The organism is uncultured Sphingopyxis sp. (genome assembly GCF_900078365.1).
Lineage (GTDB): Bacteria > Pseudomonadota > Alphaproteobacteria > Sphingomonadales > Sphingomonadaceae > Sphingopyxis.
Genome location: NZ_LT598653.1, coordinates 2,149,765 through 2,171,776, shown reverse-complemented (window position 1 = coordinate 2,171,776; position 22,012 = coordinate 2,149,765). Strand labels below are relative to the sequence as shown.

Sequence of the window (22,012 nt, the reverse complement as noted above, 5' to 3'; positions counted from 1 at the left end):
TGTGCCGCAAGCGGTTGACTCCCGGCCCCGCCCCCGCAAAGGGCTGTCCCCACCGAATCCGGTCATCTTCACATCCTTTCCCGGGGGACTCATGACATATCCCGAAGGTCATTTGGCCGAACGTCAACTCGCCAACGCGATCCGCGCGCTTGCGATGGACGCCGTACAGGCCGCGAACAGCGGCCATCCCGGGATGCCGATGGGCATGGCCGACGTCGCCACCGTGCTCTATTCGGACTATCTGAAGTTCGATCCGAGCGATCCGAAATGGGCCGATCGCGACCGATTCGTGCTGTCGGCGGGGCATGGCTCGATGCTCGCCTATGCGACGCTGCATCTGGCTGGCTATGCGCGGCCGACGATCGACGACATCCGCAATTTCCGCCAGCTGAGCAGCCCGTGCGCGGGGCATCCCGAGAATTTCGAGCTCGAAGGCGTCGAGACGACGACCGGGCCGCTGGGGCAGGGGCTCGCGACCGCGGTCGGCATGGCGATCGCCGAGCGGCATCTGAATGCCATCTATGGCGACGATCTCGTCGATCATCGCACCTGGGTGATCGCCGGCGACGGCTGCCTAATGGAAGGCATCAACCACGAAGCGATCGGTCTCGCCGGCCACCTCGGCCTTGGGCGCCTGACCGTGCTGTGGGACGACAACAAGATCACCATCGACGGCTCGACCGACCTGTCGACGAGCGAGGATGTGAAGGCGCGCTATGCCGCGACGGGCTGGCATGTCGAAAGCTGCGACGGCCATGATTCCGCCGACATTCGCCGCGCGATCGACGCCGCGCTCGCCGATCCGCGCCCATCGCTGATCGCGTGCCGCACGATCATCGGCTTCGGCGCGCCGAACAAGCAGGGGACGTCGGCAACCCACGGCGCCCCGCTCGGCGCCGACGAGATCGCGGCGGCACGCGGGGAACTCGGCTGGACCGCCGAGCCGTTCGTCATCCCGGGCGACATCGCATCGGCCTGGGCAGCATTTGGCGAGAAGGGCAAGAAACTTCACGCTGAATGGAATGATCGGCTCGCAAATAGCGATAAGAAAACCGATTTCGAAGCGCGTCTTAGCGGCAAGGTCATTCCGGGCGACGCCTTCAAGGCCTATCTCGACGGGCTCGTCGCCGAGCCGCCGAAGGTCGCGACGCGCAAGGCGTCGGAAAACGCGCTGAGCGCGCTCACCGCCGACATCGCGTCGCTGGTGGGCGGCAGCGCCGACCTCACTGGTTCGAACAACACCAAAACATCGTCGACCAAGCCGCTGACGAAGGACGATTATTCGGGCCGCTATATCTATTATGGCATCCGCGAGTTCGGCATGGCGGCGGCGATGAACGGCATGGCGCTGCATGGCGGCGTCGTGCCCTATGGCGGCACCTTCCTGGTGTTCGCCGATTATTGCCGCGCCGCGATTCGCCTGTCGGCGCTCCAGCGCCAGCGCACCGTCTATGTGATGACGCACGACAGCATCGGGCTCGGCGAGGACGGTCCGACGCACCAGCCGATCGAGCATCTCCAGTCGCTGCGCGCGATGCCCAACCTGCTCGTTATGCGCCCCGCCGACGCAGTCGAGACCGCCGAATGCTGGGCGCTCGCGCTGGCGCAGGAGGACCGGCCGTCGCTGCTCGCGCTGACCCGCCAGAACCTCCCGCCGCTGCGTCATGACGTCACCGAAAATCTTTGCGCCAAGGGCGGTTATCGCCTGCGCGGTGCGTCGGCGGGTCGCAAGGTCGTGCTCGTCGCAACGGGTTCCGAAGTGTCGCTCGCACTCGAAGTCGCCGAGAAGATCGAGGCCGCGGGCCATGGCGCCGACGTCATTTCGATGGTCTCGACCGAATTGTTCGACGAGCAGGATGCGGCGTATCAGGCCGATATTCTGCCCGACGATGCGCTGATCGTGTCGATCGAGGCGGGCACGACCTTCGGCTGGACCACGATAATGTCCGCCGAATCGGGCACGACCTTCGGCTGGGAACGCTATACCGGCCGTCACGGCCTGCGCTTCGGCATCGACAGCTTCGGCGCCTCGGCGCCGATTGAAGACCTATTCAGGCATTTCGGCCTTACCGCCGATGCTATCGCACCCCAGATCCTGGCACGGCTGAACGATTAAGGACCGGCCGCCCATTCGCAGAAAGGACTCCCTGACATGGCAGTGAAAGTCGCAATCAACGGTTTCGGACGCATCGGCCGCCTCGTGGCGCGCGCCATCCTCGAACGCCCCGACTGCGGGCTCGAACTCATCGCGATCAACGACCTGGGCGATGCCAAGTCGAACGCGCTGCTGTTCAAGCGCGACAGCGTCCATGGACCGTTCCCGGGCGATGTCAGCGCCGACGGCGATTTTCTGGTCGTCGACGGGAAGCGCATTCGCGTCAGCGCCGAGCGTGATCCGGCGAACCTGCCGCACGCCGAACTGGGCGTCGACATCGCGCTTGAATGCACCGGTTTTTTCGCCGATCGCGACAGCGCGTCGAAGCATCTGACCGCGGGCGCCAAGCGCGTGCTGATCTCCGCCCCTGCCAAGGGAGCCGACCTGACCGTCGTGTACGGCGTCAATCACGACAAGCTGACCGCTGAGCATGTCGTCGTCTCGAACGCCAGTTGCACGACCAACTGCCTCGCGCCGGTCGCCAAGGTGCTCAACGACACGCTGGGCATCGAGCGCGGGCTGATGACGACGATCCACGCTTACACCAACGACCAGAAGATACTGGACCAGATCCACCCCGACAAGCGCCGCGCGCGTGCGGCGGCGATGTCGATCATCCCGACGACGACCGGCGCCGCGCGTGCGGTCGGCGAGGTGCTGCCCGAACTCAAGGGCAAGCTCGACGGCTCGTCGGTCCGCGTGCCTACGCCGAACGTCAGCCTCGTCGACCTGACCTTCAACCCGAAGCGCGACACGAGCGTCGAGGAAGTGAACAAGATTCTGAAGGACGCATCGGAAGGCGCATTGAAGGGCGTTCTCGCCTATTCGGACGAACCGCTCGTTTCGATCGATTATAACCACTGCCCGGCGAGCTCGACGATCGATAGCCTCGAAACTTCGGTGCTCGAAGGCAAGCTCGTCCGCGTCGTCAGCTGGTATGACAATGAATGGGGTTTCTCGAACCGCATGGTCGATACCGCGGGCGCGATCGCCAAGCTGCTGTAGGACTATCCGTGTGCCCCCGCGAAGGCGGGGGCCCATCACCGACCCTATCCAGATAGCAGGACGGTGGCGGAGGACGAAAGCGCAGGAGATGGGCCCCCGCCTTCGCGGGGGCACAGCGTCGGGCAATGGAGTGACAAGCAGATGACCGCGTTCAAAACCCTCGACGACATCGGTGACGTCACCGGCAAGCGCGTGCTCGTGCGCGTCGACCTCAACGTTCCGATGATCGATGGCGCGGTCAGCGACGCGACGCGGATTCACGCGGCGATGCCGACGATCCGCGAGCTGTCGGACAAGGGCGCGATCGTTCTGCTCCTCGCGCATTTCGGGCGGCCGAAGGGTGCGAAGAACCCGACGCAGTCGCTGAGCCTTGTGATGGGCGGCGTCGAGGATGTGCTCGGGCACGGCGTGATGTTCATTCCCGAAGCCATTGGCGAAGGCGCGAAGGCGGGCGTCGCGGTGCTCGCGGCGGGCGACGTCGCGGTGCTCGAAAACACGCGCTTCTATCCCGGCGAGGAAAGGAACGACCCGGCCTTCGCCGACGGGCTCGCCGAGATCGGCGACCTCTATGTCAACGACGCCTTTTCGGCCGCGCACCGCGCGCACGGCTCGACCGAAGGCGTCGCGCACCGGTTGCCGGCCTATGCGGGCCGCGCGATGGAGGCCGAACTGAAGGCGCTCGACGCCGCGCTCGGCAATCCAGCGCATCCGGTGGCTGCGGTCGTCGGCGGCGCCAAGGTGTCGAGCAAGATCGACGTGCTCAAGAACCTAGTCGGCAAGGTCGATCATCTGATCATCGGCGGCGGCATGGCGAATACTTTCCTCGCCGCGCGCGGGGTCGACGTCGGCAAGTCGCTGTGCGAGCATGATCTGGTCGACACCGCCAACGCGATCTTCGACGCTGCCGATGCGGCGGGCTGCACGATCCATCTGCCCTATGACGTCGTGGTGTCCAAGGAGTTTGCGCCGAATCCGCCGACGCGCACCGTCAACGTCCACGAGGTCGCCGCCGACGAGATGATCCTCGACGTCGGCCCCGCTGCGGTCGAAGCCTTGGCGGATGTCCTCAAGAATTGCCGCACGCTCGTGTGGAACGGCCCGCTCGGCGCGTTCGAAACGCCGCCCTTCGACGCGGCGACCGTCGCGCTTGCCAAGACCGCCGCCGCGCTGACGCGCGAAGGCTCGTTGATCTCGGTTGCCGGGGGAGGCGATACCGTCGCGGCGCTCAACCATGCCGGCGTCGCCGGCGACTTCAGCTTCGTTTCGACCGCCGGCGGCGCCTTCCTCGAATGGATGGAAGGCAAGCCGTTGCCGGGCGTCGATGCGCTGAAGGCCTAGAACTTCCGCCCGCATTGCATCCTGTCCATGGGGTCGCTATGCGCACCGCCACATACGTATGCAAACAACCGGAGATCTTATGACCACCGTCCATGCCGCCATGCTCGACCAGATCAAATCGGGGCAGGGCTTTATCGCCGCGCTCGACCAGAGCGGCGGTTCGACGCCCAAGGCATTGAAGGGTTATGGCATCGAAGCCGACGCCTTTTCGAACGACGAGGAGATGTTCGGCCTGATCCACGACATGCGCAGCCGCATCGTCACCGCGCCCTGCTTCAACGGCGAGAAGGTGATCGGCGCGATCCTGTTCGAGCGCACGATGGACGGCGAGGCGGGCGGCAAGGCGGTTCCGGCGCTGCTGTGGGAGCGCGGTGTGGTGCCGTTCCTTAAAGTGGACAAGGGGCTTGAGGACGAAGCCGATGGCGTCCAGCTGATGAAGGCGAACCCGGGCCTCGACGATCTGTGCGAACGCGCGGTTGCGAAGGGCGTGTTCGGCACCAAGATGCGCAGCGTCGTCAATCTTGCCAATCCCGCCGGCATCAAGGCGATCGTCGAGCAGCAGTTCGCCGAAGCGAAGCGCATCGCGGCGCATGGTCTCGTCCCGATCATCGAGCCCGAGGTGAATATCAAGAGCGCCGAGCGTGACGCGGCGGATCGCCTGCTGCTCAAGGAACTGATCGCGGCGCTCGACGCTTGGACCGGCGCGCCGGTCATGCTGAAACTCTCGCTGCCGACCGAGGCGGGGCTGTTCCAGCCGCTCGTCGATCATCCGAAGGTGCTGCGCGTCGTCGCGCTGTCGGGCGGTTTCGCGCGCCCCGAGGCGTGCGTCGAGCTGGCGAAGAACCCGGGCATCATCGCGAGCTTCAGCCGCGCTCTTCTGGAAGACCTTCGTCACCAGATGAATGACGAGGAATTCAACAATTCGCTTGGCAGCGCGATCGACGAAATTCACGCGGCCTCCGTGGCCTAGGTGATGGGAGAGAGGTGGCAAGCCGTCGACGATTATATCGCCGGTAAATTGCTGGGCGCCGATGGCGCGCTTGCCGCCGCTCTCGTGAATAACGGTGCCCAAGGCCTGCCGCCGATCGACGTGTCGCCGGCGCAAGGCAAGATGCTGTTCCTGCTCGCGCAGGTCGCCGGGGCGAAGCGCATCCTCGAAATCGGAACGCTCGGCGGTTATTCGACGATCTGGCTGGCGCGGGCGCTGCCGGACGGCGGCGAGTTGGTGACGCTCGAACTCGAAACGCATCATGCGCTGGTCGCGCGTGAGAATCTCGAAAATGCGGGCGTTTCGGGCAAAGTCGACATCCGCGTCGGCCCTGCGGCCGACAGCCTTGCCGCGATGACCGGTGAAGCGCCGTTCGACTTCGTTTTCATCGACGCCGACGAGCAGAACAATGCGCACTATGTCGAGGAAGCGATCCGGCTCGGCCGCCCCGGCACGACGCTCATCGTCGACAATGTCGTGCGCGAGGGCGGGGTGCTCGATGCGGCGAGCGATGACGAGCGCATCATCGGCACACGCGCGCTGTTCGACATGCTGAGCACCGATGCGCGCCTCGATGCGACCGCGGTGCAGACGGTCGGTGCGAAGAAGTGGGACGGCTTCGTGCTGGCGCGGGTGCGCTAGCCTCTATTTCCGTCATCCCGGCCTCCGCCGGGATGACGAGAAAGGGAGGGTGGCTATAGTCCGCCAGCGAAGCGGAACGAGAAGCGGTAATCACCGGGTTTGATCATCGCATCGGTGCGTTTTTCGGGCCGCACCGATTCGAGCGTGAACTGGCCGTCGGCGAGATGGGTGGGCTCGCCGAGCGTGACCTCGAACGGTTGTTTTTCGCCATTGCCGCGAATCCAGACCATCTTCACCCGCACGCGGCCGGCCCAGACGCAGCGCGCGTTCATCGGGCAGCGGCTGTCCTCGATGACTTCGACCGGCTGGACGATCGGGCCATCGACATAGGCCTTTTGTCCGAGCGCGACGTCGCTGCCGTCGGGGAGCGGCGCAGAGGCCGTGGTGACGCAGGCCGAAAGCGCGACGGCGGCGGGGAGGGCGATAGCGGCAAGGCGAACGATGTTCTGCATTTGCCCGCATGTGAGCGCATCGCTATGAACGCGCCATGACCACCACAGCGACCGCGCCAACCTGCCAGCTTTACCTCATTTCACCGCTCGACGTCGGGGGCGATTTTCCGGCCCGGCTGGAAGAAGCGCTGTCCGCCGGCCCCGTCGCCGCTTTCCAGTTTCGCGTCAAGGGCATCGACCAGCACGAGGCGGCGCGGCTCGCCGAACCGTTGCAGGCGATTTGCGCCGCGCACGAGGTGGCCTTCATCGTCAACGACGATGTCGCGCTCGCGAAGCGGCTGAAGGCCGATGGCGTCCATCTGGGGCAGGGCGACGGCGATCCGACGGAAGCGCGCCGCCTGCTGGGTCCCGACACGCAGATCGGCGTGACGTGCCACGACAGCCGCCACCTCGCGATGGAGGCGGGCGAGGCGGGTGCCGACTATGTCGCGTTCGGGGCCTTCTTCCCCACGACGACCAAGGCGGTCGAGCATCATCCCGAGCCCGAAATACTGACATGGTGGCAGGGCCTGTTCGAACTGCCGTGCGTCGCGATCGGCGGAATTACGGCCGACAATGCGCGGATTCTGGTCGAGGCCGGCGCCGACTTCCTTGCCGTGTCGGGCGGCGTTTGGGCCCATCCCGAAGGCCCGGCCGCGGCGGTGCGCGCCTTTGCGGCGATCCTCGAAAATCAGCCCGCCGGATAATCGCGTCCGGGCGTTTTCGGCGCCTTCTTGGGTGCAGGCGCCGCCGCCGCATCCTTGCGCCAGCCAAAGAGGCCGGCGCAAGGCGCCCCGCGCGACGAAGTTGCTGCGTTGCCGCGAGGGAGCGGCGGGGTAAGCTTCGAACGATCGATATTCATCATGGGCGGGGATATGGCATCGATGCCGGGAGGCATATTGGATCGATGCGTCAAAAGAGCATCGGCCCGCCGCTTTTGGCGTTTCGATCCAATGGACTGCGGTTCGTGGCTTTTTGCTTGCGCTCGGCCATGCGCCCCGCAAGACAGCGGACGGGGAGATTCTTGATGACCGAAACCACCACGATCTCGCGCGGGCGCGAACTTACGATCCGCGCGATCCTGCTGGGCGGGCTGCTGACCTTGGCGTTCACCGCGGCGAACGTCTATCTGGGGCTGAAGGTCGGGCTGACCTTCAGTCCCAGGAACACGTTCGACGCAGTGAACACCACGGTGATCACCGCGTCGAACGTGTTCCTGGGACTGAAGGTCGGGCTGACCTTCGCGACGTCGATCCCCGCGGCGGTGATCTCGATGGCGCTGCTGCGCTATATGGCGGGCTCGACGATCCTCGAGAATAATATCGTCCAGACGATCGCGAGCGCGGCGGGCACGCTGGCGGCGATCATCTTCGTGCTGCCCGGGCTGGTGATGGTCGGGTATTGGCAGGGTTTCCCGATGCTGGAGACGACCGCGATCACGATGCTCGGCGGCATATTGGGCGTGCTCTTTTCGGTGCCGCTGCGCCGCGCGCTCGTCGTCGATTCGGACCTGCCCTATCCCGAAGGGCGGGCGGCGGCCGAGGTGCTGCGCGTCGGCGCCGCGAGCGCCGAGGGCGCGGCCGAGAACAAGGCCGGGCTGTCGGCGCTGCTGTGGAACAGCCTGGTGGCTGCGGGCTTCGCGCTGCTCACGCAGATGAAGCTCGCCGCCGCCGAAGTCTCGCGCTGGTTCAAGGTCGGCGCGGGCGCGACCGGCATCTCGGGCGGCCTCGGCTTCGCCTTGTTCGGCGTCGGCCATCTCGTCGGCCTGTCGGTCGGCCTCGCGCAGCTCGTGGGGCTGGTCGTCGGCTGGTGGATATTGCTGCCGATCCTGACGCAGGGCGTTGCCGGACCCGACGCGGAAACGATCGCGAACACGGTGTTCCGCGACGATGTCCGTTTCTTCGGCGCGGGGGTGATCGCCGTGGCGGCCCTCTGGACCCTGCTCAAGATCGCCGGGCCGGTGATCGGCGGCATCCGCTCGGCGATGGCGGCGAGCAAGGCGCGCCACGCGGGCACGGCGCTCGCGGTCGAGGAACAGGACATCGCCATCGGCTGGGTGTTCGGTGGCTCGCTGCTGATCCTGCTGCCGATCGCCTGGCTGCTGTGGTCGGTGCTCGCGGGCGGGCCGCTGGCGGGGTCGGCGGCGATCCTGATGGCGGGCGCGCTGGTCTTCGTCATCGTTATCGGGCTGATGATCGCCTCGGTCACCGGCTATATGGCGGGTCTGATCGGCGCGTCGAACTCGCCGGTTTCGGGGATCGGCATCCTCGCGATCATCGCTTCGTCGCTGCTGCTCGTCGGGCTGCTCGGGCGCGGCGGCGGCGCGGAGGCGAGCGCGGCGATGGTCGCCTATGCGCTGATCGTCACCGGCATCGTCTTTGGCATCGCGACCATCTCGAACGACAATCTGCAGGACCTCAAGACCGGCCAGCTCGTCGGTGCGACGCCGTGGAAGCAGCAGGTGGCGTTGATCATCGGCGTCGTCTTCGGCTCGCTTGTCGTGCCGCCGGTGCTCAACGTGCTGAACGAGACGGTGGGCTTCGTCGGCGTTCCCGGCGCGGGACCGAACGCGCTCGCCGCGCCGCAGGCGGGGCTCATCTCCTCGCTTGCGAAGGGTGTACTCGGCGGCGATCTCAACTGGGCGATGCTGGGTTATGGCGCGCTCGCGGGCGTGGGCTTCGTCATCGTCGACGAACTGCTCGGCCGCGCAAAGAAGCTGCGCCTGCCGCCGCTCGCGATCGGGATCGGCATCTATCTGCCGATGGCGGTCATTCTGCCCGTGGTGATCGGCGCGGTCGGCGGCTGGTTCTATGATCGCTGGGCTGGTCGCCGCGCGAATCCGGCCTTTGCCCACCGTATGGGCGTGCTGACCGCAACGGGCATGATCGTCGGCGAAAGCCTGTTCGGGGTTCTCTATGCCGGTCTCGTCTATGCGACCGATAGCGATGCGCCGCTCGCGGTCGTTGGCGACGGATTCCATGTGCCGTCGATCCTCGTCGGTGCCGGTCTGTTCGTCGCGCTCATCCTGACGAGCTATGCGCGGACCCGCAAAGCCGTCGAAACGACCGCCTGAGATACGGATCGCTTGCCCTCCGCCGCATCCGTCGTTAAGGGCGCGCTCCTGAACCGGCGTGCGGGTGCGCGCGCCGGCGGCTCTTTCCATCCTTGTTGAAGCGAGTGTGCGCGATGAAAATCACCGGCGTTGAAATCCGTCCCGGCAATATTATCGAATATGAAGGCGGCATCTGGAAGGTCACCAAGATCCAGCACACCCAGCCGGGCAAGGGCGGCGCCTATATGCAGGTCGAAGCCAAGAATCTGATCGACGGGCGCAAGCTCAACAACCGTTTCCGCAGCGCCGACACGGTCGAAAAGGTGCGCCTCGACACCAAGGACTTCCAGTTCCTCTATGCCGAGGGCGACGACCTGGTGTTCATGGACAAGGACAGCTTCGAACAGATCAACATCTCGAAAGAAGTCGTCGGCGAAGCGCATGAGTTCCTGCAGGACGGCATGGACGTCGTGCTCGAGCTTTGGGAAGAACGCCCGATCTCGGTCGAACTGCCCGAAACGATCGAAGCGACGATCGTCGAGGCCGACGCGGTGGTGAAGGGCCAGACGGCGTCGTCGTCGTACAAGCCCGCGATCCTCGACAATGGCGTGCGCGTGATGGTGCCGCCGCACATCACCAGCGGCACCAAGATCGTCGTGCATGTGTACGACCGCGAATATGTGCGGCGTGCCGATTGATTAGTTCCCCTCCCGCTTGCGGGAGGGGCTAGGGGAGGGCCTGTCGAGGGACGGTCCATTCCTGTAAAGTAACATTCCCTCCCCCGACCCCTCCCGCAAGCGGGAGGGGGGAGATCGAACAATGGCCGTATCGGGCATCATCACCGTCATGGAACGCGCCGCGCGCAAGGCCGGCACGAAGCTGCGCCGCGACTTCGGCGAGATCGAGCATCTGCAGGTTTCGCAAAAGGGGCCGGCCGATTTCGTGTCGAAGGCCGATCAGGCCGCCGAACGCACGCTTTATGACGAACTGACCCATGCGCGTCCGGGCTGGGGCTTCAAGATGGAAGAGGCGGGCGAGATCGAGGGCGATCCCGGCAAGCCGCGCTTCATCATCGATCCGCTTGACGGCACCTCGAACTTCCTCCACGCGATCCCGCATTTCGCGATCTCGATCGCGGTGCAGGAACCCAAGCCCGGCGGCGGCTGGGGCGAGGTAACGGCGGCGCTCGTCTATCAGCCGATCACCGACGAAAGCTATTGGGCCGAGCGCGGCCGCGGCGCCTGGCTGCACGACCGGCGGCTGCGCGTCGCATCGCGCCGCCACCTCAACGAATGCCTGATCGCGACGGGTATCCCGTACATGGGCCATGGCAATATGGCGCAGTGGAGCCGCATTTTCGGCGCGGTCGCGCCCGAGGTTGCGGGCATCCGCCGCTTCGGCGCCGCCAGCCTCGACCTCGCATGGGTCGCGGCGGGGCGCTACGACGGTTTCTGGGAAAGCGACCTCCAGATCTGGGACGTCGCGGCGGGCATGCTGCTCGTGCGCGAGGCCGGCGGCTTCGTCAGCGACTTCCGCGGCGGCGATCGTGCGATCGACCGCAGCGAATATATCGCCGGCAGCGCCGCGGTGCATTCGAAGCTGCAAAAGCTGGTCGCGGGCGCGCTGCGCAACGCTTAATTTCATCCTTCATCCCGGCCTTCCCCGAGATGACGGATAGTCACTTCTCGAAAACATAGGCCCGAAAGCTGTCCATCAGCGACGCCCAGGTGTTGAAGGTTTCGCCGACATTTTCGCGCGGGATGCCCTGGAAATCGAGGTCGACGTCCATTTCGAGCACCGGGTCGCCAGCGTCGTCCTTATAGGCGCGCGCGAAGCGTTTTTCCTTGTTCCACTGGTTGAGCCGTTCGAGCGTGACGTCCTTCGCGTCGCTGAATCCCATATAATATTGCAGTGTCTTGCACTGTTCGCCCTCGTCGCAGTTCATGAAGAGGACGAGGAATTTCAGGCCGCTCCGGTTGCTCTCGATATAGGGATCGTCGCCCTCCTTGACCACGATCGTCGCGGGCCAGCCCTGCGACTCGAGGATCGCCTTGATCGTCTCGGGATTCGTCGCGTTGACCAGTTCGGCATGGGCCGGAGTCGCGGAGAAAAGCGCCAGCGGGGCGAAGGCGAGGGCGGCGCGAGCGGTGATTGGTCCCATATAAGCTCCCTTTGTCGATATTGAGAGTCCCTGCCGGCGGAAAAGCGCGGCATAGCAACCCTTTTTCACTTGCGTATCACAGCGATAGGACTGCTCGCCAGCGCGCATTATGCTTTTGGTCACACGCGAAACGAAAATCCTGCCCGCGGTGCTTGCGGCACGCGGCCCGCTGGCCTAAAGCGCCCCCGATAAACGGGTGCGCGACACCCCAAAACAACAGAACTGCGAGCTCCCATGGTCGATCTGACGCAATATTTGCCGATTCTGATCTTTCTGGTCATCGCCGTCGGCCTGTCCTCCGCCTTCGTCTTCCTGCCGATGGGCGTCGCGCGGCTGACCGGGGCGCACAAGCCCGATCCGGCGAAGCTGACCGAATATGAATGCGGTTTTCCCGCTTTTGAAGATGCGCGCAGCCAGTTCGACGTGCGTTTCTACCTCGTCGCCATCCTTTTCATCATCTTCGACCTCGAAGCCGCCTTCCTCTTTCCCTGGGCGGTGAGCCTCGAGGAAATCGGCTGGGCCGGCTGGGCGACGATGATGGTTTTCCTCGCCGAGCTGACCCTCGGCCTTGTGTACGCGTGGAAAAAAGGCGCGTTGGATTGGGAATGAGTACTTCCAGCATCATCATGCCCGGCCAGATGCCGGTCGCCCCTGGGACGAACCCCGATGCGGGTTTCTTCGACGACCTCAACAGCGAGATCGGCGACAAGGGCTTTCTCGTCACCTCGACCGAGGATCTGTTCAACTGGGCGCGCACCGGCTCGCTCTGGTGGATGACCTTCGGGCTCGCCTGCTGCGCGGTCGAGATGATCCACGTCAACATGCCGCGTTACGACATGGAACGCTTCGGCGCCGCGCCGCGCGCGAGCCCGCGCCAGTCGGACGTGATGATTGTCGCGGGAACGCTCTGCAACAAGATGGCCCCCGCGCTGCGCCGGGTTTACGACCAGATGTCGAACCCCAAATATGTCATCTCGATGGGCAGCTGCGCCAATGGCGGCGGCTATTATCACTATAGCTATTCGGTGGTGCGCGGTTGCGACCGGATCGTGCCGGTGGATATTTACGTTCCCGGGTGCCCGCCGACCGCCGAAGCCCTGCTCTATGGCGTGATGCAATTGCAGCGGAAGATCCGCCGCGTCGGAACGATCGAACGCTGATGGCCCATCCCGCTCCCCTCGTCGCGTCGCAGCCTTCGCTCGCGGACGCGCTGAAAAAGCTGCTCGGCGTCGACCTCGTCGCGCATGTATTCACCGTCGATGAAGACAGCATCACCTTGGCGCGCGAAGCTGTCGCCGGCGTGATGGTCGCGCTGCGCGACAGCCTCGAATATCAGCAGCTGATGGAAATTGCCGGGGTCGACTATCCCGACCGCGCCGAGCGGTTCGAGGTCGTCTATCACCTGCTCAGCGTGACGAAGAACCACCGCCTGCGCGTCCGCGTGTCGACCGACGAGGCGACGCCGGTGCCGACGATCGTTCCCGTCTGGCCGAACGCCGGTTGGCTCGAACGCGAAGTGTTCGACATGTATGGCGTGCTGTTCAGCGGCAACCCCGACCTGCGCCGTATCCTGACCGACTATGGGTTCCAGGGGCATCCGCAGCGCAAGGACTTTCCGCTGACCGGCTATACCGAGCTGCGCTATTCCGAAGAGGACAAGCGCGTCGTGTACGAGCCCGTGCGGCTGGCGCAGGATTTCCGCAATTTCGACTTCCTCAGCCCATGGGAAGGCGCCGATTATGTGCTGCCGGGCGACGAAAAGGCCGGCGGGACGGGCGAAGCGCCGGGCAAGGGCGCGCCGACGCCGATGACTGCGCAAGAGGTCAAGAAGGCCGACGAAAAGGCCGAAGCCGAGAAGGAAAAGACCTCGCCGCCGCCGACGCCGAAGACGACCGAAAAGACGACGCAGACCGGCGCGGGCGCGAAAACGAATATCAAGGCCGCGAAGACGAGCCGCGATGGCGCCAAAGCGACCAAGGCCGCCAAGGCAAAGACGCCCGCGACCGAGAAGGCCGAAAAGGCGCCCGCCAAGCCGCGCGCGCCGCGCAAGCCGAAGGGAGAGAGCAAGTGATGTTGTCCTCCTTCGTCATCCCCGCGAAGGCGGGGATCCAGCTTTTTCCTGCCGGCTTTGAAAGCTGGACCCCCGCCTTCGCGGGGGTGACGGGATCTGATTTGGGAGGTCTGTTGTGACCGACACACCCACCGTCAAGCACCACGGCAGTGACATGTTCGAAGGCTATCCGGTCGACACCGCCGATACCGCGGGCGATCAGGTCGTCACCAACTATACGATCAACTTCGGCCCGCAGCACCCCGCGGCGCACGGCGTGCTGCGCATGGTGATGGAGCTCGACGGCGAGATCATCGAGCGCGTCGATCCGCACGTCGGCCTGCTCCATCGCGGCACCGAAAAGCTGATCGAGTATAAGACCTATCTGCAGGCTTTGCCCTATTTCGACCGGCTCGACTATTGCTCGCCGCTCGGGATGGAGCACTCATATGTGCTGGCTATCGAGAAATTGCTCGACCTCGAGGTTCCCGATCGCGCGCAATATCTGCGCGTGCTGTTCGCCGAGCTGACGCGCATCTGCAATCACATGCTCAACATCGGGTCGCACGTCATGGATGTCGGCGCGATGACCCCGAACCTCTGGGTGTTCGAGCTGCGCGAGGATTGCCTCAATTTCTTCGAGCGCGCGTCGGGCGCGCGGATGCACTCGGCCTATTTCCGTCCAGGCGGCGTCCATCAGGACGTTCCCGAAAAGCTGCTCTACGACATCGGCGAATGGTGCGAAAAGCGGCTGCCGAAGCTGTTCGGCGACGCGATGAGCCTCGTCATCGACAACCGCATCTTCAAGCAGCGTAATGTCGACATCGCGACGGTGAGCAAGGAAGACGCGCTGGCATGGGGCTTTTCGGGCCCGATGATCCGCGGCAGCGGCATCGCGTGGGATTTGCGCAAGTCGCAGCCCTATGACGCCTATGCCAAGATGGAATTCGAGATTCCGGTCGGCACGCGCGGCGACTGCTACGACCGCTTCATGGTGCGCGTGCAGGAAGTCTATCAGTCGGCGCGCATCATCCTTCAGTGCATCAACGCGATGCCATCGGGTCCGATCGCGAGCCTCGACCGCAAGGTCGTGCCGCCGAAGCGCGGCGAGATGAAGCAGTCGATGGAATCGCTGATCCACCACTTCAAGCTCTATACCGAGGGCTTCCACGTCCCGGCGGGCGAGGTCTACGTGGCGACCGAAAGCCCCAAGGGCGAATTCGGCGTCTATCTGGTCAGCGACGGCACCAACAAGCCGTACCGCTGCAAGATCCGCCCGACGGCGTTTTCGCACCTGCAGGCGATGGACATGATGTCGAAGGGCCACATGCTCGCCGACACCACCGCGATCATCGGTGCCATCGACGTCGTGTTCGGGGAGTGTGACCGGTGACGTTGCGAGTAATTTCATGGATCGATGAAGGCTATCGCGAGGGCGCCAAGCGTTCCAACTCTGCGATGGGTCTGCTGCTGGCCGCTATTGGCCTTGTCGCGCTTGGCATAGACAACGCTGCGGTACGTGTTTTTGCAATAGCTCTGGCGGTTTTGGTATTTGCTTTGTTCGGATGGCGCATGCTTGTCGTCTTCCGGGAAATGGCGATCGCCCAAGATCTCAGGAAGAAGACAAATGGCTGACGCACCCCAAATCCCCGATGAAGCCGAAACCCGCGCGCGCTGGGGCGCTTTTGCGTGGACGGCGGAAAATGCCGAGAAGGCGAAGGCGGTCATCGCGCGCTATCCCGCAGGTCGCCAGCGTTCGGCAGTGATGCCGTTGCTCGACCTCGCGCAGCGCCAGGTCGGGGCCGAGACACAGACGCAGGGCTGGCTGCCCGTGCCGGTGATCGAATATGTCGCGGCGCAGCTCGATATGCCGTTCATTCGCGCCTATGAGGTCGCGACCTTCTACACGATGTACAATCTCGTTCCCGTCGGCCGCTATCATGTGCAGGTCTGCGGCACGACGCCGTGCCTGCTGCGCGGGTCGGACGATGTCATGGCGGCGTGCAAGAACCGCGGCATGACCAAGGGCAAGACGACGCCCGACGGCCTGTTCACGCTGACCGAGGTCGAGTGCATGGGCACCTGCACCAACGCGCCGATGGTCCAGATCAACGACGATAATTACGAAGACCTCGATTACGACAGCATGGTCCGCATCCTCGACGATCTCGCCGCGGGCAAGGCGCCCAAGGCGGGCACGCAGAACCCGCGGCGTCACACGAGCGAGCCCGAAGGCGGCCCGACGACGCTGGTCGAGATGGTCAAGGCCAACCACGACTATCGGAAGGAGTGGTAAGCCATGCTCGCCGATAAGGATCGTATCTTCACCAATCTCTACGGCTTCCAGCCGTGGAACCTCAAATCCGCGCAGGCGCGCGGCGATTGGGACAACACCAGGGATTTGATGAGCCGCGGCCAGGACGCGATCATCGAGGAGATCAAGGCGTCGGGGCTGCGCGGCCGCGGCGGTGCGGGTTTCCCGACGGGGCTCAAATGGTCGTTCATGCCGAAGGAGCCGCGCGCCGACCGCCCGAGTTTCCTCGTCATCAACGCCGACGAATCTGAACCGGGGTCGTGCAAGGACCGCGAAATCATCCGCCACGATCCGCACAAGCTGATCGAAGGCGCGCTGATCGCGGGCTTCGCGATGCGCGCGCGTGCGGCCTATATCTATATCCGCGGCGAGTTCATCCGCGAGGCCGAGACGCTCTTCGCGGCGGTGCAGGAGGCGTATGACGCCGGCCTGCTCGGCAAGAATGCGGCCAAGTCAGGCTATGATTTCGACGTCTTCGTCCACCGCGGCGCGGGCGCCTATATCTGCGGCGAAGAAACCGCGATGATCGAAAGCCTCGAGGGCAAGAAGGGGCAGCCGCGCCTGAAACCGCCGTTCCCGGCAGGTGCGGGCCTCTATGGCTGCCCGACGACGGTGAACAATGTCGAGAGCATCGCGGTCGTTCCGACGATCCTGCGCCGCGGCGCGTCGTGGTTTGCCTCTTTCGGGCGCGAGAACAACAAGGGCACCAAGCTCTTCCAGATTTCGGGCCATGTCGAGCGCCCGTGCGTCGTCGAGGAAGAGATGGGCATCACCTTCCGCGAACTGATCGACCGGCATTGCGGCGGCATCCGCGGCGGCTGGGACAATCTGCTCGCGGTGATCCCCGGCGGTTCGTCGGTGCCGCTCGTCCCGGCGGCCGAGATCATGGACGCGCCGATGGATTTCGACGGACTGAAGGCGCTCGGCTCGGGCCTCGGCACCGCCGCCGCGATCGTCATGGACAAATCGACCGACGTCGTCCAGGCGATCAGCCGCATCAGCTATTTCTACAAGCATGAAAGCTGCGGCCAGTGCACGCCGTGCCGCGAGGGCACCGGCTGGATGTGGCGCGTGATGGAGCGGCTGCGCACCGGCGACGCCGATATCAGCGAGATCGACACGCTGTTCGACGTGACCAAGCAGGTCGAAGGCCACACGATCTGCGCGCTCGGCGATGCCGCGGCATGGCCGATCCAGGGCCTGATCCGCCACTTCCGCCCCGAACTTGAACGCCGCATACGTGAAAATGGCGGCGCGCTGGAGGCAGCCGAATAATGCCTAAAGTTACCGTAGATGGCGTAGAACTCGACGTCCCGCAGGGCGCGACCGTCCTGCAGGCGTGCGAGATGGCGGGGAAGGAAATTCCGCGCTTCTGCTACCATGAGCGCCTGTCGATCGCCGGCAATTGCCGCATGTGCCTCGTCGAGGTCGCGCCGGGGCCGCCGAAGCCGCAGGCGTCGTGCGCGCTGCCCGCGGCCGAGGGGCAGGTGATCAAGACCGACAGCCCGATGGTGAAGAAGGCGCGCGAGGGGGTGATGGAGTTCCTGCTCATCAACCACCCGCTCGACTGCCCGATCTGCGACCAGGGCGGCGAATGCGACCTGCAGGACCAGTCGGTCGCCTATGGCCGCGGCGCGACGCGCTATGACGAGAACAAGCGCGCGGTGACCGAGAAATATATGGGTCCGATCGTCAAGACGGTGATGACCCGCTGCATCCAGTGCACGCGCTGCGTCCGCTTTGCGGAGGAAGTCGCGGGCGTGGAAGACATCGGCGCGATCTATCGCGGCGAAAATATGCAGATCACGTCGTATTTGGAACGCGCGGTCGCGAGCGAGCTGTCGGGCAATGTCGTCGACCTCTGCCCGGTCGGCGCGCTGACCAGCAAGCCCTATGCGTTCGAGGCGCGGCCGTGGGAGCTGACCAAGACGCTCGGCATCGACATGATGGACGCGGTCGGCACCAATGTCCGCATCGACAGCCGCGGGCGGCAGGTGCTGCGCGTGCTGCCGCGCGTCAACGACGATGTGAACGAGGAATGGGCGAGCGACAAGACGCGCCACCATGTCGACGGCCTCGTCCGTCGCCGCCTCGATCAGCCTTATGTGCGCGTGAACGGCGCGCTTCAGCCCGCAAGCTGGGCCGAAGCCTTTGCCGCGATCAAGGCCGTCAACGCCGGTTCGTCGGTCGCGGCGATCGCGGGCGACATGGCCGATTGCGAGACGATGTTCGCGGCGAAGGCGCTGGTGAACGCGCTCGGCGGCCATCTGCTCGAAGGACGCCAGACCGGACTCGACTATGACGTCACCAGCCTGTCGGCGGTCAATTTCAACACCACCATCGCCGAGGCCGAAAATGCCGACGTGATCCTGCTCGTCGGCACGAACCTGCGCTGGGAAGCGCCGCTGATCAACACGCGCGTCCGCAAGGCGGTGTGGAAGAAGGGCGCGAAGGTCTTCGCGATCGGCCCCGAAACCGACCTCACGTACAAGACGGAATGGCTCGGCGACGACGCATCGTTGGTGGCGAAGCTGCCCGCGCATGTGCTCGACGCGCTGAAGGGCGCCGAGCGGCCGATGCTGGTCTTCGGCGGTGGCGCATTGTCGGTTCCCGGCGTCCATGGCGCGGGCCTCGCGCTCGCCAAGTCGGTGAACGCGGTCAAGGATGGCTGGAACGGCTTCAACGTCGTCCATTTCTCGGCCGCGCGCATGGGATCGTTGATGCTCGGCTACGGCCTGCCCGGCGGCATCAAGGATGTCATCGCGGCGAAGCCGAAGCTCGCCTTCTTCCTCGGCGCCGACGAGGTCGATTTCGCGGCGCTGCCCGATACGTTCAAGGTCTATGTCGGCCACCATGGCGACAAGGGCGCGCATGCCGCCGACGTCATCCTGCCGGCGGCGGCGTGGACCGAGAAGGATTTCACCACGGTCAACACCGAGGGGCGCGTCCAGCGCAGCGAGAAAGCGGTGTTCGCCCCCGGCGACGCGCGCGAGGACTGGAGCATTTTCCGCGCCCTTGCCGACGCGCTCGGCGTGTCGCTCGGCTTCGACAGCTTTGCCGAATGCCGCGCCGCGATGATCGCGGCGGTGCCGGCGCTGGGTGTCGAGGGTCTCGCCGATTACGGCTGGACGGTGCCGAAACTGCCCGCGAAGCCCGAGGCGCGGGCGATCCCGTCGCCGATCAAGGATTTCTACCTCACCAACGCCATCTGCCGCGCGTCGCCGACGATGCAGCGCTGCTCGGAAGAGCTGATCCATGGCGTCGATTTTGCGGAGGCCGCGGAATGACCCCGGTACATGCAATCGCTGGCGTGCTGTTCGTCGGCATGGGCTATTCGGTTTGGCGCGGATTCAACCCCAAGGGCAAATCGGAAAAGCCCGGGCCGCATAATGGTTGGAAAAACCAGGACGGAGGCCGGAAGTGACCGAGACCTTCATTTCCTGGGGCATGGACCCGAATTGGGCGTGGGGTGTCGCGACCGTCGCGGGCATCCTGCTCATCGCGCTGCCGCTGATGCTCGCGGTCGCGATGATCATCTATGCCGACCGCAAGATCTGGGCGGCGATGGCGCTGCGTCGTGGTCCGAACGTCGTCGGTCCTTTCGGTCTGCTACAAAGTTTCGCCGACGGCCTGAAGGTGTTCCTGCAGGAAACGATCATCCCGAGCTCGGCCAACCGCGGCCTGTTCCTGATCGCGCCGATCATCACCTTCACCGTCGCGCTGCTCGCCTGGGCGGTGATCCCGTTCAATTCGGGCGCGGTGCTCGCCGACATCAACGTCGGATTGCTCTACATCCTCGCGATCTCGTCGCTCGGCGTCTATGGCGTGATCCTGTCGGGCTGGTCGTCGAACTCGAAATATCCCTTCTTCTCGGCGATGCGCGCCTCGGCGCAGATGATCAGCTATGAAGTCTCGATCGGGTTCATCCTGATCGGCGTCGTGCTCTTTGCCGACAGCTTCAACATGAACGAGATCGTCAAGGCGCAGCAGGGTCACGGGCTTGGCATCGTCAACGCCTTCGGCTTCAACCTTTTGCTTTTCCCGCTCGCGGTGATGTTCCTGATCTCGGCGCTCGCCGAAACCGCGCGCGCGCCGTTCGACCTGACCGAAGCCGAGAGCGAGCTCGTCGCGGGTTACCAGACCGAATATTCGTCGATGAGCTTCGCGCTCTTCTGGCTCGGCGAATATGCCAACGTCCTCCTGATGTGTACGCTCAACGCGGTGCTCTTCTGGGGCGGCTGGCTGCCGCCGATCGACTGGGCGCCGCTCTATGCTGTTCCGGGCATCATCTGGCTGTTCGCGAAGATATTGTTCTTCTTCTTCGTCTTCAGCTGGGTCAAGGCGACCGTCCCGCGCTACCGCTATGACCAGCTGATGCGGCTGGGCTGGAAGGTCTTCCTGCCGATTTCGCTTCTCTGGATCTTCCTGATCTCCGGCTATCTGATGCTGACGAGGTATTCATGAGTACCATTGCCCACCTCATCAAAAGCTTCACGCTGTGGGAGTTTGTGAAGGCGCACGCCCTCACGCTGAAATATTTCTTCAAGCCGAAGGCGACGATCAACTATCCGTTCGAGAAGAACCCGCTCAGCCCGCGTTTCCGCGGCGAGCATGCGCTGCGCCGTTATCCGAACGGCGAGGAACGCTGTATCGCGTGCAAGCTGTGCGAAGCGGTGTGCCCGGCGCAGGCGATCACGATCGAGGCCGAGCCGCGCGCCGACGGCTCGCGCCGCACGACGCGCTACGACATCGACATGACCAAGTGCATCTATTGCGGCTTTTGCCAGGAAGCCTGCCCGGTCGATGCGATCGTCGAGGGGCCGAACTTCGAATTCGCGACCGAAACGCGCGAGGAGCTGCTCTATGACAAGGCCAAGCTGCTCGCCAACGGCGACAAATGGGAACGCGCGATCGCGGCGAATCTTGCCGCCGACGCGCCCTATCGATAAGGGCGCGCGCACATGATCCAGCTTATCGCCTTTTACCTCTTCGCGACTATCGTCATCGCCTCGGCGGCGATGGTGATCTTCGCGCGCAACCCGGTCCACAGCGTGATGTGGCTGATCCTCGCCTTCTTCAATGCGGCGGGCCTGATGCTGCTCGCGGGGGCCGAGTTCATCGCGATGCTGCTCGTCATCGTCTATGTCGGCGCAGTCGCGGTGCTGTTCCTGTTTGTCGTGATGATGCTCGACATTGATTTCGCCGAACTGCGCGCCGGTTTCGTGCGCTATCTGCCGCTCGGCGCGCTCGTCGCGATCATCCTGGCGGCCGAGCTGGTGTTTGCGGTCGGTGCGTGGAGCGCGGGCGGGGTCGATCTCGCCGCGCGCGCGGCGCCGGTCGTCAGCGACAAGAGCAATATCCAGCAGATCGGCGAACTGCTCTACACGCGCTACATCTTCCTGTTCGAGGCGGCGGGTATCGTCCTTCTCGTCGCGATGATCGGCGCGATCGTGCTGACGCATCGCACGCGCGGCGGCGTTCGCATCCAGAATATTTCGGCGCAGAACCGGCGCCGTCCCGAGGATGCGACGCGCCTCGTCGATCCGGGCGTCGGGCAGGGGATGGAATTGTGATTTCGGTCGGCCATTATCTCGCCGTTTCGGCGGTGCTCTTCACGCTCGGCGTGCTCGGCATCTTCATCAACCGCAAGAATATCATCGTCATCCTGATGGCGATCGAGCTGATCCTGCTGGCGGTGAACATCAACCTCGTTGCGTTCAGCGCGGCGCTCGGCGATCTCGTTGGTCAGGTCTTCTCGATGTTCGTGCTGACCGTCGCCGCGGGTGAAGCCGCGATCGGTCTCGCCATTCTCGTTATCTATTTCCGCGGCCGCGGCACCATTGCCGTCGACGATGCCAACCGGATGAAGGGGTAAG

The 22,012-nt window shown here is 64.6% G+C and carries 23 protein-coding genes; 21 read left to right on the top strand and 2 right to left on the bottom strand.

Annotated elements, in window-relative coordinates; translation table 11 throughout:
- The first annotated feature begins 91 nt into the window (after positions 1-91).
- The 5 genes from tkt (at position 92) to QZL87_RS09920 (ending at position 6,128) form a co-directional block, all read left to right on the top strand.
- The gene (tkt, locus tag QZL87_RS09940; protein WP_295318797.1) at positions 92-2,116 is read left to right on the top strand and encodes a transketolase; all 2,025 of its coding nucleotides are present in this window, start codon (positions 92-94) and stop codon (positions 2,114-2,116) included.
- Between the two features lie 36 nt (positions 2,117-2,152).
- Positions 2,153-3,160 carry a type I glyceraldehyde-3-phosphate dehydrogenase gene (gene gap / locus QZL87_RS09935; RefSeq protein WP_295318794.1) on the top strand — a complete coding sequence of 336 codons (1,008 nt, stop codon included), beginning with the start codon at positions 2,153-2,155 and terminating at the stop codon, positions 3,158-3,160.
- 141 nt (positions 3,161-3,301) lie between these two features.
- On the top strand, positions 3,302-4,498 hold the full coding sequence (locus QZL87_RS09930) for a phosphoglycerate kinase (protein ID WP_295318791.1): 1,197 nt from the start codon (positions 3,302-3,304) through the stop codon (positions 4,496-4,498).
- A gap of 100 nt (positions 4,499-4,598) precedes the next feature.
- Complete coding sequence (locus tag QZL87_RS09925) at positions 4,599-5,468, top strand: fructose bisphosphate aldolase (protein ID WP_295326836.1); 870 nt, start codon at positions 4,599-4,601, stop codon at positions 5,466-5,468.
- A 3-nt stretch (positions 5,469-5,471) separates the two neighbouring features.
- The gene (locus QZL87_RS09920) at positions 5,472-6,128 is read left to right on the top strand and encodes an O-methyltransferase (RefSeq protein WP_295318789.1); all 657 of its coding nucleotides are present in this window, start codon (positions 5,472-5,474) and stop codon (positions 6,126-6,128) included.
- Between the two features lie 53 nt (positions 6,129-6,181).
- Here the strand turns inward: QZL87_RS09920 and QZL87_RS09915 are convergent, their stop codons facing one another.
- Positions 6,182-6,580: a hypothetical protein gene (locus tag QZL87_RS09915; RefSeq protein WP_295318787.1), complete on the bottom strand. Its 399-nt coding sequence runs from the start codon at positions 6,578-6,580 to the stop codon at positions 6,182-6,184.
- Positions 6,581-6,615: 35 nt separating this feature from the next.
- Between QZL87_RS09915 and thiE the strand changes: the two genes are divergently transcribed.
- The 4 genes from thiE to QZL87_RS09895 all read left to right on the top strand — a co-directional run bounded on the left by thiE (position 6,616) and on the right by QZL87_RS09895 (position 11,249).
- A complete protein-coding gene (thiE, locus tag QZL87_RS09910) occupies positions 6,616-7,266 on the top strand; it encodes a thiamine phosphate synthase (protein WP_295318784.1) in 651 nt (216 codons plus the stop codon).
- Between the two features lie 320 nt (positions 7,267-7,586).
- Positions 7,587-9,632 carry an oligopeptide transporter, OPT family gene (locus QZL87_RS09905; protein ID WP_295318782.1) on the top strand — a complete coding sequence of 682 codons (2,046 nt, stop codon included), beginning with the start codon at positions 7,587-7,589 and terminating at the stop codon, positions 9,630-9,632.
- A gap of 113 nt (positions 9,633-9,745) precedes the next feature.
- On the top strand, positions 9,746-10,309 hold the full coding sequence (gene efp, locus QZL87_RS09900) for an elongation factor P (protein ID WP_295318780.1): 564 nt from the start codon (positions 9,746-9,748) through the stop codon (positions 10,307-10,309).
- A 121-nt stretch (positions 10,310-10,430) separates the two neighbouring features.
- On the top strand, positions 10,431-11,249 hold the full coding sequence (locus QZL87_RS09895; protein WP_295318777.1) for an inositol monophosphatase family protein: 819 nt from the start codon (positions 10,431-10,433) through the stop codon (positions 11,247-11,249).
- A gap of 40 nt (positions 11,250-11,289) precedes the next feature.
- Here QZL87_RS09895 and QZL87_RS09890 read toward each other — a convergent pair whose 3' ends face one another.
- Positions 11,290-11,772, bottom strand: a complete 483-nt coding sequence (locus tag QZL87_RS09890; protein ID WP_295318775.1) for a YbjN domain-containing protein — start codon at positions 11,770-11,772, stop codon at positions 11,290-11,292.
- 234 nt (positions 11,773-12,006) lie between these two features.
- Between QZL87_RS09890 and QZL87_RS09885 the strand changes: the two genes are divergently transcribed.
- The 12 genes from QZL87_RS09885 to nuoK all read left to right on the top strand — a co-directional run bounded on the left by QZL87_RS09885 (position 12,007) and on the right by nuoK (position 22,011).
- Positions 12,007-12,381, top strand: coding sequence for an NADH-quinone oxidoreductase subunit A (locus tag QZL87_RS09885; RefSeq protein WP_167921043.1), 375 nt, complete (start codon positions 12,007-12,009; stop codon positions 12,379-12,381).
- 17 nt (positions 12,382-12,398) lie between these two features.
- Positions 12,399-12,932 carry an NADH-quinone oxidoreductase subunit B gene (locus tag QZL87_RS09880; RefSeq protein ID WP_295326834.1) on the top strand — a complete coding sequence of 178 codons (534 nt, stop codon included), beginning with the start codon at positions 12,399-12,401 and terminating at the stop codon, positions 12,930-12,932.
- Positions 12,932-13,843 (top strand): NADH-quinone oxidoreductase subunit C, encoded by a 912-nt coding sequence (locus QZL87_RS09875; RefSeq protein ID WP_295318773.1) that lies wholly within the window; start codon positions 12,932-12,934, stop codon positions 13,841-13,843. Before QZL87_RS09880 ends, QZL87_RS09875 begins: the two co-directional genes overlap by 1 nt.
- Before the next feature lie 154 nt (positions 13,844-13,997).
- Positions 13,998-15,215 carry an NADH-quinone oxidoreductase subunit D gene (locus tag QZL87_RS09870; protein WP_295326832.1) on the top strand — a complete coding sequence of 406 codons (1,218 nt, stop codon included), beginning with the start codon at positions 13,998-14,000 and terminating at the stop codon, positions 15,213-15,215.
- Entirely contained in the window at positions 15,212-15,457 is a 246-nt protein-coding gene (locus QZL87_RS09865; RefSeq protein ID WP_295318770.1) for a hypothetical protein, read from the top strand. The genes QZL87_RS09870 and QZL87_RS09865 overlap by 4 nt, the downstream gene beginning before the upstream one ends.
- A complete protein-coding gene (locus tag QZL87_RS09860) occupies positions 15,450-16,118 on the top strand; it encodes an NAD(P)H-dependent oxidoreductase subunit E (RefSeq protein ID WP_295318766.1) in 669 nt (222 codons plus the stop codon). Before QZL87_RS09865 ends, QZL87_RS09860 begins: the two co-directional genes overlap by 8 nt.
- A gap of 3 nt (positions 16,119-16,121) precedes the next feature.
- A complete protein-coding gene (gene nuoF / locus QZL87_RS09855) occupies positions 16,122-17,411 on the top strand; it encodes an NADH-quinone oxidoreductase subunit NuoF (protein ID WP_295318762.1) in 1,290 nt (429 codons plus the stop codon).
- Positions 17,411-19,423: an NADH-quinone oxidoreductase subunit NuoG gene (nuoG, locus tag QZL87_RS09850; RefSeq protein WP_295318759.1), complete on the top strand. Its 2,013-nt coding sequence runs from the start codon at positions 17,411-17,413 to the stop codon at positions 19,421-19,423. Before nuoF ends, nuoG begins: the two co-directional genes overlap by 1 nt.
- Before the next feature lie 133 nt (positions 19,424-19,556).
- Positions 19,557-20,600, top strand: coding sequence for an NADH-quinone oxidoreductase subunit NuoH (gene nuoH, locus QZL87_RS09845; protein WP_295318757.1), 1,044 nt, complete (start codon positions 19,557-19,559; stop codon positions 20,598-20,600).
- Complete coding sequence (nuoI, locus tag QZL87_RS09840) at positions 20,597-21,085, top strand: NADH-quinone oxidoreductase subunit NuoI (protein WP_295318755.1); 489 nt, start codon at positions 20,597-20,599, stop codon at positions 21,083-21,085. The genes nuoH and nuoI overlap by 4 nt, the downstream gene beginning before the upstream one ends.
- Before the next feature lie 12 nt (positions 21,086-21,097).
- Entirely contained in the window at positions 21,098-21,709 is a 612-nt protein-coding gene (locus QZL87_RS09835) for an NADH-quinone oxidoreductase subunit J (RefSeq protein WP_295318753.1), read from the top strand.
- On the top strand, positions 21,706-22,011 hold the full coding sequence (nuoK, locus tag QZL87_RS09830) for an NADH-quinone oxidoreductase subunit NuoK (protein ID WP_003051614.1): 306 nt from the start codon (positions 21,706-21,708) through the stop codon (positions 22,009-22,011). Before QZL87_RS09835 ends, nuoK begins: the two co-directional genes overlap by 4 nt.
- The last annotated feature ends 1 nt before the right edge of the window (position 22,012 follow it).